General features: G+C 67.2%; 14 protein-coding genes. 10 read left to right on the top strand and 4 right to left on the bottom strand.

What is annotated here, in order from left to right; translation table 11 throughout:
• Positions 1-24: 24 nt before the first annotated feature.
• Entirely contained in the window at positions 25-651 is a 627-nt protein-coding gene (locus tag RCH07_RS05805) for a thymidine kinase (protein WP_326966530.1), read from the bottom strand.
• Positions 652-821: 170 nt separating this feature from the next.
• On the opposite strand from RCH07_RS05805, the gene lysS reads away from it, so the two are divergent.
• The 9 genes from lysS to dhaM all read left to right on the top strand — a co-directional run bounded on the left by lysS (position 822) and on the right by dhaM (position 12,064).
• A complete protein-coding gene (lysS, locus tag RCH07_RS05800) occupies positions 822-2,354 on the top strand; it encodes a lysine--tRNA ligase (RefSeq protein ID WP_326966529.1) in 1,533 nt (510 codons plus the stop codon).
• 2 nt (positions 2,355-2,356) lie between these two features.
• A complete protein-coding gene (locus tag RCH07_RS05795) occupies positions 2,357-2,548 on the top strand; it encodes a hypothetical protein (RefSeq protein WP_326966528.1) in 192 nt (63 codons plus the stop codon).
• 134 nt (positions 2,549-2,682) lie between these two features.
• Positions 2,683-3,009: a histone-like nucleoid-structuring protein Lsr2 gene (locus tag RCH07_RS05790; RefSeq protein ID WP_326966527.1), complete on the top strand. Its 327-nt coding sequence runs from the start codon at positions 2,683-2,685 to the stop codon at positions 3,007-3,009.
• 794 nt (positions 3,010-3,803) lie between these two features.
• A complete protein-coding gene (locus RCH07_RS05785) occupies positions 3,804-6,296 on the top strand; it encodes an ATP-dependent Clp protease ATP-binding subunit (RefSeq protein ID WP_326966526.1) in 2,493 nt (830 codons plus the stop codon).
• 174 nt (positions 6,297-6,470) lie between these two features.
• On the top strand, positions 6,471-8,585 hold the full coding sequence (locus tag RCH07_RS05780; RefSeq protein ID WP_326966525.1) for a prolyl oligopeptidase family serine peptidase: 2,115 nt from the start codon (positions 6,471-6,473) through the stop codon (positions 8,583-8,585).
• A 91-nt stretch (positions 8,586-8,676) separates the two neighbouring features.
• Positions 8,677-9,186: an amino-acid N-acetyltransferase gene (locus RCH07_RS05775; RefSeq protein WP_326966524.1), complete on the top strand. Its 510-nt coding sequence runs from the start codon at positions 8,677-8,679 to the stop codon at positions 9,184-9,186.
• Between the two features lie 576 nt (positions 9,187-9,762).
• Complete coding sequence (gene dhaK, locus RCH07_RS05770; RefSeq protein ID WP_326966523.1) at positions 9,763-10,764, top strand: dihydroxyacetone kinase subunit DhaK; 1,002 nt, start codon at positions 9,763-9,765, stop codon at positions 10,762-10,764.
• Between the two features lie 2 nt (positions 10,765-10,766).
• Entirely contained in the window at positions 10,767-11,393 is a 627-nt protein-coding gene (gene dhaL / locus RCH07_RS05765) for a dihydroxyacetone kinase subunit DhaL (RefSeq protein ID WP_326966522.1), read from the top strand.
• Complete coding sequence (gene dhaM, locus RCH07_RS05760; protein ID WP_326966521.1) at positions 11,390-12,064, top strand: dihydroxyacetone kinase phosphoryl donor subunit DhaM; 675 nt, start codon at positions 11,390-11,392, stop codon at positions 12,062-12,064. The genes dhaL and dhaM overlap by 4 nt, the downstream gene beginning before the upstream one ends.
• Before the next feature lie 16 nt (positions 12,065-12,080).
• Here dhaM and RCH07_RS05755 read toward each other — a convergent pair whose 3' ends face one another.
• Both RCH07_RS05755 and RCH07_RS05750 read right to left on the bottom strand, forming a co-directional pair.
• Complete coding sequence (locus RCH07_RS05755; protein WP_326966520.1) at positions 12,081-12,578, bottom strand: hypothetical protein; 498 nt, start codon at positions 12,576-12,578, stop codon at positions 12,081-12,083.
• A gap of 62 nt (positions 12,579-12,640) precedes the next feature.
• Entirely contained in the window at positions 12,641-13,477 is an 837-nt protein-coding gene (locus RCH07_RS05750; protein ID WP_442784779.1) for an A/G-specific adenine glycosylase, read from the bottom strand.
• Positions 13,478-14,024: 547 nt separating this feature from the next.
• Here RCH07_RS05750 and RCH07_RS05745 point away from each other — a divergent pair.
• A complete protein-coding gene (locus RCH07_RS05745) occupies positions 14,025-14,612 on the top strand; it encodes a hypothetical protein (protein ID WP_326966518.1) in 588 nt (195 codons plus the stop codon).
• A 73-nt stretch (positions 14,613-14,685) separates the two neighbouring features.
• Here the strand turns inward: RCH07_RS05745 and disA are convergent, their stop codons facing one another.
• Positions 14,686-15,762, bottom strand: coding sequence for a DNA integrity scanning diadenylate cyclase DisA (disA, locus tag RCH07_RS05740; protein ID WP_326966517.1), 1,077 nt, complete (start codon positions 15,760-15,762; stop codon positions 14,686-14,688).
• Positions 15,763-16,147: the final 385 nt, after the last annotated feature.

The raw sequence follows: 16,147 nt of genomic DNA, 5'->3' as shown, positions 1-16,147 counted from the left end.
AGGCCTCCCTCCGGTCCGGAAACGTCAGTTGCCCAGCCGCCCGCCGGAGACCTCGAGGTAGCAGGATCCGCAGAGCGACTCGTACCGGACGTCCTGGCCGTCGATGGCGATCTGGTCGCCGTCGAACACCACATGGTCCCCGATCCGGCGGGTGTTGAAGATCGCCTTGCGGCCGCAGCGGCAGATCGTCTTGAGTTCCTCGAGGGTGTGGGCGATCTCCAGGAGCCGGAGCGAGCCCGGGAACGCCCGGGTGCGGAAATCGGTGCGGATGCCATAGGCGAGCACCGGTACCTGGTCCAGGACTGCGATGCGGAAGAGGTCGTCCACCTGGGCCGGTTCAAGGAACTGCGCCTCATCCACCAGCAGGCACGCCACGGGCTGGGTGTCCACATGCTCCAGCAGGGCCCCGGGATCGTCGCCGTGCGCCCGGGCGGAGAACAGCTCCCGGGCGGACGCCCCGGCCGGGATGAGGAAGTCCACCGAGCGGGTCATGCCGAGGCGGGACACGACGTCGGAATCGCCCTTGGTATCGACATCCGGCTTGGCCAGGAGGACCCGCTGGCCCCGCTCCTCGTAGTTGAAAGCGGCCTGCAGCAGGCCCGTGGACTTGCCGGAGTTCATCGCGCCGTAGCGGAAGTAGAGCTTGGCCAAGGGGGTCCTTTCGAAAGGGTCGCCCACCGATTCTACGGCTGGCGCCCGCCAGCCCGCCCCGGTCCGGGCACGACGACGGCGCCGGGCTGCCGCTTTTGTGCACCATGCCCCGGGCGGGTGCCGGGCGGGCAGGACCCGTGCGGCCTGATCTCCCGGTAAACTTGGGGATTGTGACTTCCCAAAACACCCCCGCCCCGAATACCGCCGCCGAGCACCACGACGCCAGCGAACAGACGCGCATCCGGATGGAGAAGCGTGCCAAGCTGATTGAGCGCGGCATCGAGGCGTATCCGGTGGGAGTTGAGCGCACCCATTCACTGGCTGAAATCCGGGAGAAGTACGCGCACCTCCAGCCCGACGAAACTACCGGACACGACGTCGGTGTGACCGGCCGCATCGTCTTCATCCGCAACACCGGCAAGCTTTGCTTCGCCACCCTCCAGGAGGGCGGCATGGACGGCAAGGCCATCCGGCTGCAGGTCATGCTGAGCTTGGCCAACATCGGCGAGGAAGCGCTCGCCGACTGGAAGGCCCTCGTGGACCTGGGTGACCATGTCTCCATCAAGGGTGAGGTCATCTCCTCCCGCCGCGGGGAGCTCTCTGTTTTGGCCGGGTCCTGGACCATGGCGTCCAAGGCGCTCCGCCCGCTTCCCGTGCTGCACGCCGAGCTCAATGAGGAAACCCGCGTCCGCCAGCGCTACGTGGACCTCATCGTCCGCGACGAAGCCCGCGAAATGGTTTACACTCGGGCCGCGATAACCCGCTCGATCCGCGAAACCCTGCACCGCCAGGGCTACGTCGAGGTCGAAACCCCTATGCTGCAGCTGATCCACGGCGGCGCCACAGCCCGACCGTTCGAGACGCATATGAACGCCTTCGACCAGAAGATGACACTGCGCATCGCCACCGAGCTGTACCTTAAGCGCACCGTCGTCGGCGGGATCGACCGCGTCTACGACATGGGCCGGGTGTTCCGCAACGAAGGCGTGGACTCCACCCACAGCCCGGAATTCACGACGCTGGAGAGCTACGAGGCCTGGGCCGACCAGTTCGTGATGGCGGACCGGATCAAGGAACTCATCCTCGACGCCGCCGGCGCCGCCGGGGTGGGCCGGGTGCTGCAGACCGAAGCCGGCGAGATCAACCTCGACGGCGACTGGGCCTGGCTGGCGGTGTACCCGGGACTCTCCGAGTTCGTCGGCCAGGAAGTCACCCTGGACACCACCGTCCCGGAGCTGCTGGCGCTCGCCGCAAAGCACGACGTCAAGATCGACGCCGACTGGGACGCCGAGAAGCTCGTCGTGGAGCTCTTCGGTGAACTCGTCGAGCCGACCCTGCTCAACCCCACCTTCGTCTACGACTACCCGCCCTCCGCGCAGCCGCTGGCCCGCCAGAACCGCAAGGATGACCGGCTGATCGAGGCCTGGGACCTCATCATTGGCGGCATGGAGCGTGGCACGGCATTCTCAGAACTGATCGACCCGGTGATCCAGCGCGAGCGGCTCACCGAACAGTCCCGCCGCTCAGCCGCAGGCGACGTTGAGGCCATGCAGCTGGACGAGGACTTCCTCCGCGCACTTGAATACGGCGCGCCGCCCATGGGCGGAATCGGCCTGGGCATCGACCGGCTGGTGATGCTCTTCACCGGCGCAGGCATCCGCGAGACCATCCTATTCCCCCTCCTGAAGCCCGAAGGAAACTGAGCATGGAGTACATCGCCGTATTGTTGCCCTCCGTCGTCGTCGGCCTTATTTTCTGGTTCGCGATGAAATCTATTTTCAATGCCGACAAATCGGAGCGCCAGGCCGAAGCGCGCGCCCAGGCGGAAGCCGAGGGAAAGGCCCAGGAGTCGGATACCGTTCGCGAAGACGGTCATTCCGGCGGCCCGAACAAATAGCGGCCCATTCCATCCTTTGGATTTCCTTTGGAGAATTTTTACCGCTTTGACTCACGGCCGTAAAGCGGAGGATACTTTCAGCAGATACATCCTGCTTTTGTAAATCCTCATCCTCATTGGAAAGAGAGTCCTTAATGGCACAGAAGGTAAAAATCATCCTCGTAGATGACCTGGATGGGGGATCCGCGGACGAGACTGTCCGGTTCGGCGTCGATGGTGTCAGCTACGAAATTGACCTGTCGTCGGATAATGCGGCGGAACTCCGCTCTGCAGTCGAGCGCTTTGTTTCACATGCACGCAAGACCTCCGGCGGCCGTGCCACGCGCACCAAGGTCATGAGCGGCCGCAACCAGAACTCCGCGCAGATCCGTCAGTGGGCCCGCGACAATGGCTACTCGGTAAACAGCCGGGGACGTATCCAGGCCGAAATTCAGGAAGCGTACCAGAAAGCGAATTCCTAGGCGGATGCCGCTGCTGTAGCAACGATGCCCTGGCCTTCGGGTCGGGGCATCGTTTGTTGGTGGCGGCCTTTTGCCGCCGGTGCCGCCGGTTGCCGCCGATGCGGGTGCCGACGCCGGCCGCTTCCGGCTGCTGGCCGGGGTTGATGCGACGTCGTGAGGAGTGGCTTGATTCCGGCGATTTAGCCCATTCGCCACAGATGGCCGCTATGAGACTGTCATCCCGGCCATCTGCGGCGAATCGGTGGCATGCGGCCGCCCCGCAAACCACCAGGTCCCGAAGGATCTGCCGGCCCGCAGCCACGAAGCCCCGCCGCTGGACATGCGCAGCGGCGGGGTTGCTGCGTGCGTCCTTGCTCCCGATACCTTTTTTAGGAGCCCCAAGTGGCGACGTTCCAGCCCGGTTGCTCGGTTCCGGAACCCCAGTCGAACCCCTGTCAAACCCCCTGTCAGACCCGGGATTCCGTGGGCGCCGGCCGGTGCGCGTGGAAGTAACTGGGCAGGAGCGTCGAGCCGGAGCCCGGGAACCTCCATATCAAGGACCCGCCCAGGATTCTGGATCAGCGCCGGGCGCCGCCCGTGAAGCAGTGCCGCCCGTGAAGCAGTGCCGCCCGTGCAGCGCCGGGCGGTCGCGCCGGCCCCGCAGGCGGGCAGCCTTCGGGTCGTCGTGGTATCCGCCGTCGGGTCGCCGTGTGACGCGGGGGTTGCGCCCCGGTTTCCCCTGTGGCGAACAAGCCCCAAATCCGGAAGCCAGCCACGTAGCATCAAGGTACGTCGTAGCTAGGAGTGTGGCGAAAATGTTTGAGCGATTTACGGACCGTGCCCGTCGCGTAGTTGTGCTTGCCCAAGAAGAGGCACGCATGCTGAACCACAATTACATTGGTACCGAACACATCCTCTTGGGTCTGATCCATGAAGGTGAAGGTGTTGCCGCCAAAGCCCTTGAGTCCTTGAGCATTTCGCTCGACGGCGTCCGGGAGCAGGTACAGGAGATCATCGGCCAGGGCCAGCAGGCCCCGTCCGGCCACATCCCCTTCACGCCGCGAGCTAAGAAGGTGCTGGAACTTTCGCTGCGCGAGGCCCTGCAGCTCGGCCATAACTACATCGGCACCGAGCACATCCTGCTCGGCCTCATCCGCGAGGGTGAGGGCGTTGCCGCCCAGGTGCTGGTCAAGCTCGGTGCGGACCTCAACCGTGTGCGCCAGCAGGTGATCCAGCTGCTCTCGGGTTACCAGGGCAAGGAAACCACCGGCGCCGGCGTTGGCCCGGGCCAGGCGGAAGGAACCCCCGCCGGTTCAGTCGTCCTGGACCAGTTCGGCCGCAACCTGACCCAGGCTGCCCGCGAAAACAAGCTGGACCCTGTGATCGGCCGCGAATCCGAGATGGAACGCGTCATGCAGATCCTGTCCCGCCGGACCAAGAACAACCCGGTGCTGATTGGTGAGCCCGGCGTCGGCAAGACCGCCGTCGTCGAAGGCCTCGCCCAGGCGATCGTCCGGGGCGACGTCCCGGAAACCATCAAGGACAAGCAGCTGTACACCCTGGACCTCGGGTCCCTGGTGGCCGGCTCCCGCTACCGCGGCGACTTCGAGGAGCGCCTCAAGAAGGTCCTCAAAGAGATCCGCACCCGCGGCGACATCATCTTGTTCATCGATGAAATCCACACCCTCGTGGGTGCCGGCGCAGCCGAAGGCGCCATCGATGCGGCCTCGATCCTGAAGCCCATGCTGGCCCGCGGGGAGCTCCAGACCATCGGCGCCACCACGCTGGATGAGTACCGGAAGCACATCGAGAAAGATGCCGCCCTGGAACGCCGCTTCCAGCCGATCCAGGTCAAGGAACCCTCTGTCGCGCACACGATCGAGATCCTCAAGGGACTCCGTGACCGGTACGAGGCACACCACCGCGTCACCATCACCGACGGCGCCCTCGCGGCGGCCGCGAGCCTGTCCGAACGTTACGTCTCGGACCGTTTCCTGCCGGACAAGGCGATTGACCTGATCGATGAGGCCGGCGCCCGGCTGCGCATCCGCAGGATGACAGCCCCGCCGGAGCTCAAGGTCATGGACGAGAAGATTGCCGCGATGAAGCTGGAGAAGGAATCCGCGATTGATGCGCAGGACTTTGAGGGTGCCGCCTCGCTGCGCGACAAGGAGCAGAAGCTCATTGCCGAGCGGGCCGAGAAGGAACGCCAGTGGAAGACCGGCGGCATGGATGACATCTCCGAAGTTGATGAGGATCTCATCGCGGAGGTGCTCGCGAACTCGACCGGCATTCCGGTCTTCAAGCTGACGGAGGAAGAATCCTCGCGGCTGCTGAAGATGGAAGACGAGCTGCACAAGCGGGTCGTCGGCCAGGATGAGGCCATCAAGTCCCTGTCCCAGGCGATCCGCCGCACCCGTGCAGGCCTCAAGGACCCGAAGCGGCCGGGCGGCTCCTTCATCTTCGCCGGCCCCACGGGCGTCGGCAAGACCGAACTGGCCAAGGCCCTTGCCGAGTTCCTGTTCGGCGATGAAGACGCGCTGATCACCCTGGACATGTCCGAGTACTCGGAGAAGCACACAGTGTCCCGCCTCTTCGGCGCCCCTCCGGGCTACGTGGGCTACGAGGAAGGCGGACAGCTGACCGAGAAGGTCCGCCGTCGTCCGTTCTCCGTGGTCCTGTTCGACGAAGTGGAGAAGGCACACGCCGATCTCTTCAACTCGCTGCTGCAGATTCTGGAAGACGGCCGGCTGACCGACTCCCAGGGCCGCGTGGTTGACTTCAAGAACACCGTGATCATCATGACCACGAACCTCGGCACCCGGGACATCTCCAAGAGTGTGGCCACCGGCTTCCAGTCCGGTACGGACACGCAGACCGGCTACAACCGGATGCGCGCCCGCGTCACGGAGGAGCTCAAGCAGCACTTCCGCCCCGAGTTCCTGAACCGTGTTGACGACGTTGTGGTCTTCCCGCAGCTGACCCAGGACGAAATCATCGAGATCGTTGACATGTTCGTTGGCCGGCTGGAGAAGCGGCTGAAGGACAAGGACATGGGCATCGAGCTCACGTCCGCGGCCAAGGTGCTGCTGGCAACCCGCGGCTACGATCCCGCCATGGGTGCCCGGCCGCTGCGCCGCACCATCCAGCGCGAGATCGAGGACCAGCTCTCCGAGCGGATCCTCTTCGGCGAGCTCAACGCCGGCGACATCGTGGTGGTGGGTGTGGACGGCGAAGGAGACGACGCCAAGTTCACCTTCGCCGGCACTTCCAAGCCGGTCATCCCGGAGATCGCGCCCAGCGTCTAGGTACTAGCTCAAAGGCCCCGTCCACTCCTGCAAAGGAGCGGGCGGGGCCTTTCTGTCTGCGCGTCCGGCCGAATCACTTCCCGGAGCCCTGCTCCGCCGTTGGAGTCTGAAAGTAGTGTTTCACTCTTAGTGAACGTGGTGTGATCGGGGTCATAGGGGGTGTTGAATCGGTGCATGACTTCCATCGATTCAGAGACCCTGAGCGAAAAACCCGAGACGACCTTCCACGATCTGGACCACTACCTGGCCATCCCGAGGGTGAGCGGCCTGGCGTTGAGCCCCGACGGCGGGCGCCTGATCACCACCGTGGCCACCCTCAATGCCAACGGAGCCGACTATGGAACAGCCCTGTGGGAGCTGGATCCTGAAGGGCTCCAACAGGCCCGCAGGATCACCCGCAGTGCGAAGGGTGAGGCCGGGGCCGTCTTCGCCGCCAGCGGTGATCTCTACTTCACCTCCGCCCGTCCGGATCCGGAGAGCCCCGAGGCCGACCCGGTCAACGCCCTGTGGATGCTCCCCGCCGGCGGAGGGGAGGCGCGGGTGGTGCTCTCACGCGGCGGCGGCGTCAGCGCGGTCCTGGCCGCCAAAGATGCCGATGCCCTGTTCGTTGCTGCCTCCGTGCTGGCCGGTTCCACCGATGAGGCCAACGACGGGGAACGCCGCAAGGCCCGGACGGAGCACAAGGTCACCGCCATCCTGCACAGCGGCTATCCCGTGCGCTACTGGGACGCTGACCTCGGACCCGCACAGCCGCGGCTGTTCGCCGTCGAACCGGGCGGGGTGCAGGAGCCGGGCAGGCCGGGCACGGTTGACGCCACAGCGCCGCTCAGGCTCCGCAACCTGACTCCCGGCGCCGGCAGCGGGCTCCGGGACACGGATCCCGTGGTCAGCCCCGACGGGAAGACCATCTACAGCAGCTTCAACAAGCCGCTCGCCAACGCCAACTCGCGGTCCGTCCTGCTCGCGATCGACGTCGCCACCGGCACCCGCAAGGTCCTGCTGGAAACCGAAGGCCTGAGCTACTTCCCGGGGCCGGTCAGCCCGGACAACCGCACCCTCGTTGTGCTCAGCGAGAGCGACACCACTCCGCTTGCTGCCCCGCAGGTCAAGCTGCACCTGTTCGATGTGTCCGAGGCAGCAGCGGAAGGCGCCCTGACGCCGCTGGCCCACGACTGGGACCGCTGGCCCCGCCCCGCCGCCTGGCTGCCGGACGGCTCCGCGATCCTCGCGACGGCCGACGACGACGGCGCCTCACCGGTGTTCCGCATCGGCGTCTCCGGCAGTGAGAACGGCCACGTCACCCGGCTGACCGCCGACACTGCAGCCTATTCCGACGTCGTCATCTCGCCGGACGGCGGGAGCGCCTTTGCGTTACGCAGTTCCTACGATTTCCCCGCTGAGGCGGTGCGGATCGACCTCGCCAGCGGCGACGTCGCCCGGCTCCCGGCCCCCGCTGAACGCCCGCGCTACAAGGGCTCGCTTGAGCGGGTGGAGACGACGGCGGCCGATGGCGCCCGGGTACCGGCGTTCCTGGCGCTCCCCGACGGCGCCTCCGCCGGGAACCCGGCCCCGCTGCTGCTCTGGATCCACGGCGGCCCGCTCGGATCCTGGAACGCCTGGACCTGGCGCTGGAACCCGTGGCTGCTTGTGGCACGCGGCTACGCCGTGCTCCTGCCTGACCCGGCACTGTCCACCGGCTACGGCCAGCACCACATCCAGCGCGGCTGGGGCGAATGGGGCAAGGCTCCGTTCAACGATCTGATGGCCATCACCGATGCCGTGGTCCAACGGCCTGACATTGACGAGAGCCGCACCGCGGCGATGGGCGGCTCCTTTGGCGGCTACATGGCCAACTGGGTGGCCGGCCACACGGACCGGTTCAAGGCGATCGTCACGCACGCCAGCCTCTGGGCTCTGGACCAGTTCGGCCCCACCACCGACGCCGCGCAGTACTGGCTCAAGGAAATGACGGCCGAAATGGCGCTGGCGAACTCCCCGCATCTGCACGTGGAGAACATCAGCACCCCCATGCTGGTCATCCACGGCGACAAGGACTACCGCGTCCCCATCGGCGAGGGCCTGCGCCTCTGGTACGAACTCCTCGCCAAGTCGCAACTCGCGGCCGACGAGAACGGCGACACCGACCACCGCTTCCTCTACTTCCCGGACGAGAACCACTGGATCCTGCAGCCGCAGCACACCAAAATCTGGTACGGCGTAGTCGAGCACTTCCTCGCCAGGAACCTCCTCGCCAAGGACCTTCCCGTGCCGGCCGAACTGGGGCTTTAGCTTTACCTCCGGCTCGGGTGGCCCGGGCCACGCGGCACCGTGACGACGGGCGATGGGTGGCTTTCGCCATCGGCGCGCCTAGGATTGGGCTGTGACCGAGACGATCCGCATCCGCCCTGCCCGCACGGGCGACGTCGCAGCCATCAAGGCGCTGGTGGCGCCGCTGGCAGACCGGCGGATCCTCATGGCCAAGGAGACCGTGGCCTACTACGAGAGCCTGCAGGAGTTCCGGATAGCAGAGGGGCCCGACGGCGAGGTGATCGGCTGCGGGGCGCTCCATGTTATGTGGGAGGACCTTGCCGAGGTGCGCACCCTGACGGCGTCCGATGCCTGGCGCGGCAAGGGGGTAGGGCATGTGCTGGTGGAGCGGCTCCTGGCGGACGCGCGGGCCCTGGGGGTTTCCCGCGTTTTCTGCCTGACCTTCGAGGTGGAGTTCTTCAGGAAGCACGGCTTCGACGTGATGGCGGATCAGTCCGCTGTCGACCCGGTGGTGTATTCCGAACTGCTGCGATCCCATGACGAAGGCGTCGCCGAATTTCTGGATCTCGCGCGGGTGAAGCCGAATACCCTCGGCAACACCCGGATGATCAAGGCCCTCTAGAAGTCGCCGACGGACCCGGGCGTGCCGGCGGCCGAGTGCCGCCTGGCAGCCGGCCGAAGTGTCGTCTCCCTTTCCTTCTACTTGATGGATAAACTGGTCCCGGCCCAGGGGGTGGGTCGGTACTTTCGGAGGCACGACATTGCACCATAACGAGGTTTTTCCGGATTTTTGCGCATTCCAAATGACCATTGCTGGGGGAGCCGCGGAGCCTGGGGGAGTGGCCGGGCCCGCCGAGCCGGTGAAGTCGGGGGAGCCTGCGATGTCGGGGGAGGCCGAGGAGCCTGGGGAGGCCGGGGAACCTGCCGCGCCGGCCGGGCCGGGGGAGCTCGCGGCGCACCAACGCAGGGCCGGGGCCTCGGTGCCGCCGTTTTCGTGGCTGGGGGCAGACGCCTGGCCGGACTTCCCGGTGCGGGCAGGCCGACGTTCCTGACACCCGCCGTCAGCACAGATCAGTTCAGGGCCGCGCCGCCCGGCCGCGCCGAGGACCCGTAGGCGCGGATCCGGAGCCTTTCGCTGGCAGGGCCCCGGTAGTAGGGTCTAAGCAAGCAGCCAGGACACCATCCAGGGAGCACAGCCATGAAGAAACTCATCAATGATCCCCGCGCCGTAGTCGACGAGTCAGTGGAGGGCTTCGGGCTCGCCCATGCCGATCTCGTGACCGTCTTCGCGGACCCGAAGTACATCGTGCGCAAAGACGCGCCGGTGGCAGGAAAGGTAGGGCTGGTCTCCGGCGGCGGCAGCGGGCACGAACCGCTGCACGGCGGATATGTCGGAATGGGCATGCTCGACGCCGCAGTCCCGGGTGCCGTGTTCACCTCGCCCACCCCGGACCAGATCCTTCCGGCCACGCTTGCCGTGAACTCGGGCGCCGGCGTCGTCCATATCGTCAAGAACTACACGGGCGACGTGCTCAACTTCGAGACCGCAGCCGAGCTGGCGCAGGCCGAAGGCGTTGAGGTCCGTACGGTCCTGGTCAACGACGACGTCGCAGTGGAGGACTCGCTGTACACCGCCGGGCGGCGAGGTGTGGGCGGCACGGTGCTGGTGGAGAAGATCGCCGGCGCGGCCGCCGAGCGCGGCGACAACCTCGACGCCGTCGTAGCCATCGGTGACCGCGTCAACCAGAATGTCCGCAGCATGGGTGTGGCGCTGGCCGCCTGCACCGTCCCGCATGCCGGGGTGCCCAGCTTTGAGCTTGAAGAAAATGAGATCGAGATCGGCATCGGCATCCACGGCGAGCCGGGGCGGCACAAGATCCCGATGGAAAATGCCGACGGGATCACGGACCGGCTGCTGGAGCCCGTGGTCAGCGACCTCGGCCTGACCTCCGGTGACAAGGTGCTCCTGTTCGTGAACGGGATGGGCGGCACCCCGCAGAGCGAGTTGTATATCGTCTACCGCCGGGCTGCGCAGAAACTGGCCGAGCAGGGCATCACCGTGGCGCGCTCGCTGGTGGGCAACTACATCACCGCCCTGGAAATGCAGGGCTGTTCCATCACCGTCCTGCGCCTGGACGACGAAATGACGGGCCTCTGGGACGCCCCGGTCCACACTCCGGCACTCCGTTGGGGCGTCTGACCGTGGGTCTGGACGCCGGCTGGGCGGTACGGTGGCTTACTCTCTGTGCGCAGGCCATGTCCGAGCACAGGGTCGAGCTCATTGAACTGGACCGGCCAATCGGGGACTCGGACCATGGCGAGAACATGGACCGGGGCTTCCGGGCGGTGCTGGACAAACTTGCCGAATCTCCTCCGGAAACCCCCGGGGCGGCGCTGAAGCTGACGGCCATGACCCTGATGTCCAAGGTGGGGGGAGCCGCCGGCCCGCTCTACGGCACGGCGTTCCTTCGGGCTTCAACGGCGCTGGGGGACACTGCCGACGTCGACGCCGCGACTCTGGCGGCGGCACTGCAGGCCGCACGCGACGGCATCGTGGCCCGGGGGAAGGCCGAGCCCGGTGACAAGACCATGGTGGACGCCTGGACCCCGGCGATCGAGGCAGCCGCTGCGGCAGCCGCCAACGGTGACGTCCGCAAGGTCCTGGTGGCGGCCGCGGAGGCGGCCGAAGCCGGCGCCGTGTCCACCGATCCAATGCTTGCCCGCAAAGGGCGCGCCAGCTATCTGGGGGAGCGCAGCATCGGCCACCGGGACCCGGGCGCCGTTTCCAGTGCCCTGATCCTGCGTGCCGCTGCCGGGGCAGCCGAATGACCGTACGGCTCGTCGTCGTCTCACACAGCGCAAAGATCGCCGACGGCGCCGTCGAACTTGCCGCGCAAATGGCGCCGGACGTAGTGATCCTGCCCGCCGGAGGCACCGACGACGGCAGGATCGGCACCAGCCTTGAACGGGTGATGGCGGCGCTGGAGCAGGCTGCGGGCCCTGACGGCATTGTTGTGCTCACGGATCTGGGCTCGGCCGTGATGACGGCCGAAGCGGCGGTGGAATTCCTTGCCGACCCCGCCTCCGTGCTGCTGGCCGACGCTCCGCTCGTGGAGGGGCTAGTCGCCGCCGCCGTGGCCGCCCAGGCCGGAGCCGGCGCCGACGCGGTGAAGGATGCCGCCGAGGCCGTCTACCAGCCGCCGGCCCACCCGGCGGTTCCCGACCACGAACACCAGCAGCCGCCGGACGCCATGGGCGATTTCGAGCTCATCAACCAAACCGGCATGCACGCACGCCCCGCGGCGAAAATCGCCGGCGGACTGTCCGGCATGGACGCTGATGTGACGATCAACGGCGCAGACGGCGCCTCCATGACGGAACTCATGATGCTTGGTGCCGCCAAGGGTGCGGTGCTGCACGTCGAGGCCAGCGGCCCGGACGCCAGGAAAGCCGTGGACTATCTGGGCGGGCTGTTCACGGCCGGCTTCGGGGAACCATAGGATCGGAGGGGGGCGGCTACGGCGCCTGCCGGAGGCCGCCGGCGTCGAGCACGACGCCGGCGGTGATGAACCGGCCGCATTGCCCGCCGAAGGGGTAGGCCACCCGAGGGGTGAACGTCAGGGTCCGGACCGGCAGGGGAAGGCCGTTGGCGTCGGTCCCGCTGGAGGTCACCTCCATGGGCGAGTCTCCCAGCGGCTCAAACATCAGCATCCCGGTGAGGGTACCGTCCGGCGAAGAAGTTGCCGAACAGGGGCGGTCGCCGCCGTAGGGGCCGGGCTCGCAGCCCTGGTCCACAGTGGTGGTGCCGGGGAATAGCTCCAGTTCAGCCTCGGTGCAGCGGCCTGCCTGGCACGCTTTCAGCTGGACGGCCCTGACGGAGGCGGCGTAGTCCCGGGCCACGGTCAGCGCGACCACCTGCGCCTGGGCGATCGCCGGGCAGGCGGTTTCCGGCTGGCATCCGGCCGCCAGCAGCGCGGTACAGGCCAGAGCCGCGATCGCCACGAATTTGCGCATGCTTCAGGGTAGTTCCGGCAGGCGCGCCCAGCCAGTGCTCCGCGGTTGCGCGGCCACGATGCTCAGGCGGGGAGCCGGAAGCCGCCGGGATGGAGCTCTGCCAGACCGTCGCTGAGCAGGCCGGCCAGCGCTCGTTCGAGCTGTTCAGGAGCCGGATCGAGCCGGTGCAGGGCGGCCAGCGGAATGCTGATCCCAAGCGGTTCAAAGCCAAGATCCGCCGGGGCCCGCTGGAACAGCTCCGGCGCGACGGGGGCCTCGGCGACGCGGAGCACCGCCATTACCGCGCCCCGCACCTGACGGTCCGTTCCATGCCACGACTGTCCTCTTGGGGTGTACGTGGGCGGCGGCTCACCGGCAGCCAGCCAGGCGCAGGAGCTACGGACCGGGCATTTTCCGCACTTCGGTGACCGCGCCGTGCACACGAGCGCGCCGAGTTCCATGACGGACGCGTTCCAGCGGACGGAGGCACCGGTGTCGGACGGCAGCATCTTTGCGGCCAGCCGCATCTCAGCGGCGGTCAGCGCCTGGGCGGGAAGCGCGGAACCGGAAAGCAGCCGGGCGTGGACGCGGCGGATATTGGTGTCCACCACCGTTTCGCGCCTGCCGAAGGCGAAGGCGGCGACGGCCGCCGCCGTGTAGCTGCCCACCCCGGGCAGCTCCAGCAGTTCCGGATAGGTGTCCGGGACATTTCCGCCGTGGCTGGCCCCGATCGCGACGGCGGCCGCGTGCAGCCGCAGGGCCCGCCGCGGATAGCCCAGCCGGCCCCAGGAACGGACAGCCTCCCCCGCGGGTTCCCGGGCCAGATCGGCCGGCCCGGGCCAGCGCCGCAGCCATTCCTCCCAGACCGGCAGGACGCGCACCACCGGTGTCTGCTGGAGCATAACCTCGCTGACCAGCACACCCCAGGGTGTGCGGTCCGGAGCACGCCAGGGCAGCTGCCGTGCGTTCGATTCGAACCACGAGTCCAGAGCCGCTTGAAGGCCGCTCAGCGCGGCGCCGTCGGGATCGCTGGGGCGACCGCCGTCGGTAGCGCTGGGAGGGATGCCCGCGGCAGGGCCCGCGGGAGCGTTTCCGGGAGCGGCTGCGGGAGCGCTTCCCGGGTTGGCAGCGCGGACGGCGGGGGATTCGGCTTGAGCTTTGATGCAAGTAAGCGTAATAGATGAGGGCCACAGTCCGCCCGCGGCGTGGGAGGCCCGCATACGCGGCGCGGTTCTCTAGCCTAGGAGGATGGGAAGGCAAGGCGATTCAGGAAGTCACGGTTCTCGGCCGAAGGTTTCCGTCGACGGGCAGTCCACACGGACGCCGCCGCGGAGAACCGGGCTGAAGCCTGCGGGGAAACCGGCGGGGAAGCCTGCCGGGAAACCGCTGGGGAAACCGGCGGGGAAACCTGCCGGGAAGCCTGCGGGGAAACCGCTGAATCCTGTCTTCCGGCGCCGCCGGCTGTTCGTGGGTGCCGCGCTCCTGCTGGTTATTGCAATCGTCATCGGGGGCTTCGCAGCCGTAGCCGGCGTTGTCAACGCCGGACAGCCCTCCCCGGCCGGCGCGGCTCCGTCGGGTCAGCCGGCTCCGTCGGCTCAGCCGGGAGGCCCGGAGGGGCCCGCTGCTTCCTCCTCCGCTTCGCCTTCCGCTCCTTCGGCGGGGACCGGCTGCGATCAGAACCTCGTAACCGTCACGGCCGCAACAGACAAGCCTGCATACGCGTCCGGCGAGAATCCGCTGCTCACGCTCAAGGTGACGAACGGCAACAAGGTGCCGTGTGAGATCAATCTCGGCTCCTCGCAGATGGAGTACATCATCACCAGCGGCTCCGACCGGATCTTCTCCTCCACGGACTGCCAGTCGGACGCCACGGACCTCGTGAAGACCATCGCGCCGGGCCAGAGCGAGACGGCGAACTTCCCCTGGCAGCGCAACCGCACGGTCCAGGGCTGCGCGGCGATCGCAGCCCAGCCCGGAGCCGGCGGTGCGTACTACGTCTTCACCGCCCGGCTCGCGGACAAGAATTCCCCCAGGGCCGTGTTCCAGCTCAACTAATCCTCGTCGACTGCTCCGTATCTGCCGTCTTGAGGGCTCAAAAGGGCAGATACGGAGCAATCGCCGGGGGGTTTTAGAGGAACCGGTCCAGCAGGCTGGCCTCAGCCATGCGGCTCAGGCCCTCGCGGACGGTGCGGGCGCGCTGGTCGCCGATGCCGTCCACGGTCATGAGGTCATCGATCGAGGCCGCCATGAGGAACTGCAGCCCGCCGAAGTGGTCCACCAGGCGGTCGGCGACGGCCTTCGGCACTGCCTTCAGCCCCGAAAGCAGGCGGTAACCGCGCGGCTGGACGACGGCGTCGAGGTTCGCCTCGCCGCCCGCGAAGCCGACAATCCCGGCGATCTTGCCCAGATCGATCAGCTCGGTGGGGCCCAGGCTCACCAGCTCCTTGACGGCATTTTCGATGTCCTCGGCGGACGTGTCCGGGCCGGAGTAGTCGCGGATGATCACGTCGCTGCCGGGGCCGCGGCCCACGGTCAGCTCGTCCAGCTGCAAGGACAGCAGGCGGCCGTCTTCACCGAGCTCCAGGACATACTGGGAAATCTCTTCGGAAATCCGGCGCACCATTTCCTGGCGCTGCAGGGTCACAGCCACATCCCGGACCGTCACCATGGCCTCGATTTCCAGCGCGGAGAGTGAGCTGGTCACCTGATCCAGGCGTGACCGGTAGCGTTCCAGGGTTGCCAGGGCCTGATTGGCGCGGGCCAGGACCTTCTCCGAGCCCTCCAGCACGTGCCGAAGGCCATTCACATACAGCGCGATGATCTGCATCGACTGGCTGACCGAGATGACCGGGACGCCGGTCTGGATGGCAACTCGCTCCGCGGTCCGGTGCCGGGTGCCTGATTCCTGGGTCTCGATGCTGGAGTCGGGGACCAGCTGGACGGCGGCGCGCAGGATGTTGCTGGCATCCTTGTCGCAGATGATGGCGCCGTCCATTTTCGCCAGTTCCCGGAGCCGGGTGGGGGAGAAGTCGATGCCGATGTCGAAGCCGCCCGAACAGATGGATTCGATGGTCCTGTCGATGCCCAGCACGATCAGGGCACCGGTCCGTCCGCGGAGGATGCGCTCCAGGCCGTCGCGGAGGGCAGTGCCCGGAGCCACTCTGCCCAGAGTCGCCTTGAGTGAATCTTCAGGGCTCCGAGCCATAGATTTTCCCTTCAAAGGTGCAGGATCCAGCCTGCAGGTGCGCGGTCTCCAGGGTTTCCCGGCAGGATCAAAAGTACTCGATTCCCCGCTCCCACCATAGTAGAGGTAAAGCGGGCCAACTTCCGCACAGACAAGCCCTAAAGTGGCCCATAGCGGCGCGCTCAGGGGTGCCTTCAAAATGGCTCCGGCGGCGGCCGTCGCTGGAGCCATTTTGGTGCCGTGGCTTTCCCGTTGCCGACCCGTCGCCCAGCGCACCTTGTCCAGGTATGGTGCGCACTTCACGGGGGCGGTGCGGCCTGCGATAAACTTGAGGCCTTGGGCGTACCGTCGGCTCCCGGCGCAGCGCCCTCCCAGACCCACAGCAGAACTCCCGCGATCCCACCGG

Source organism: Arthrobacter sp. CG_A4, assembly GCF_035985125.1.
Taxonomy (GTDB): domain Bacteria; phylum Actinomycetota; class Actinomycetes; order Actinomycetales; family Micrococcaceae; genus Arthrobacter.
This window is presented reverse-complemented; position numbering and strand designations above follow the sequence as displayed.

Excerpts from the sequence above, each read along its gene's own strand:
- RCH07_RS05795 (WP_326966528.1), top strand. The coding sequence starts at position 2,357 with ATGGAGTACATCGCCGTATTGTTGCCCTCCGTCGTCGTCGGCCTTATT.
- RCH07_RS05790 (WP_326966527.1), top strand. The coding sequence starts at position 2,683 with ATGGCACAGAAGGTAAAAATCATCCTCGTAGATGACCTGGATGGGGGA.
- RCH07_RS05785 (WP_326966526.1), top strand. The coding sequence starts at position 3,804 with ATGTTTGAGCGATTTACGGACCGTGCCCGTCGCGTAGTTGTGCTTGCC.
- RCH07_RS05780 (WP_326966525.1), top strand. The coding sequence starts at position 6,471 with ATGACTTCCATCGATTCAGAGACCCTGAGCGAAAAACCCGAGACGACC.
- dhaK (WP_326966523.1), top strand. The coding sequence starts at position 9,763 with ATGAAGAAACTCATCAATGATCCCCGCGCCGTAGTCGACGAGTCAGTG.
- dhaM (WP_326966521.1), top strand. The coding sequence starts at position 11,390 with ATGACCGTACGGCTCGTCGTCGTCTCACACAGCGCAAAGATCGCCGAC.
- RCH07_RS05755 (WP_326966520.1), bottom strand. The coding sequence starts at position 12,578 with ATGCGCAAATTCGTGGCGATCGCGGCTCTGGCCTGTACCGCGCTGCTG.
- disA (WP_326966517.1), bottom strand. The coding sequence starts at position 15,762 with ATGGCTCGGAGCCCTGAAGATTCACTCAAGGCGACTCTGGGCAGAGTG.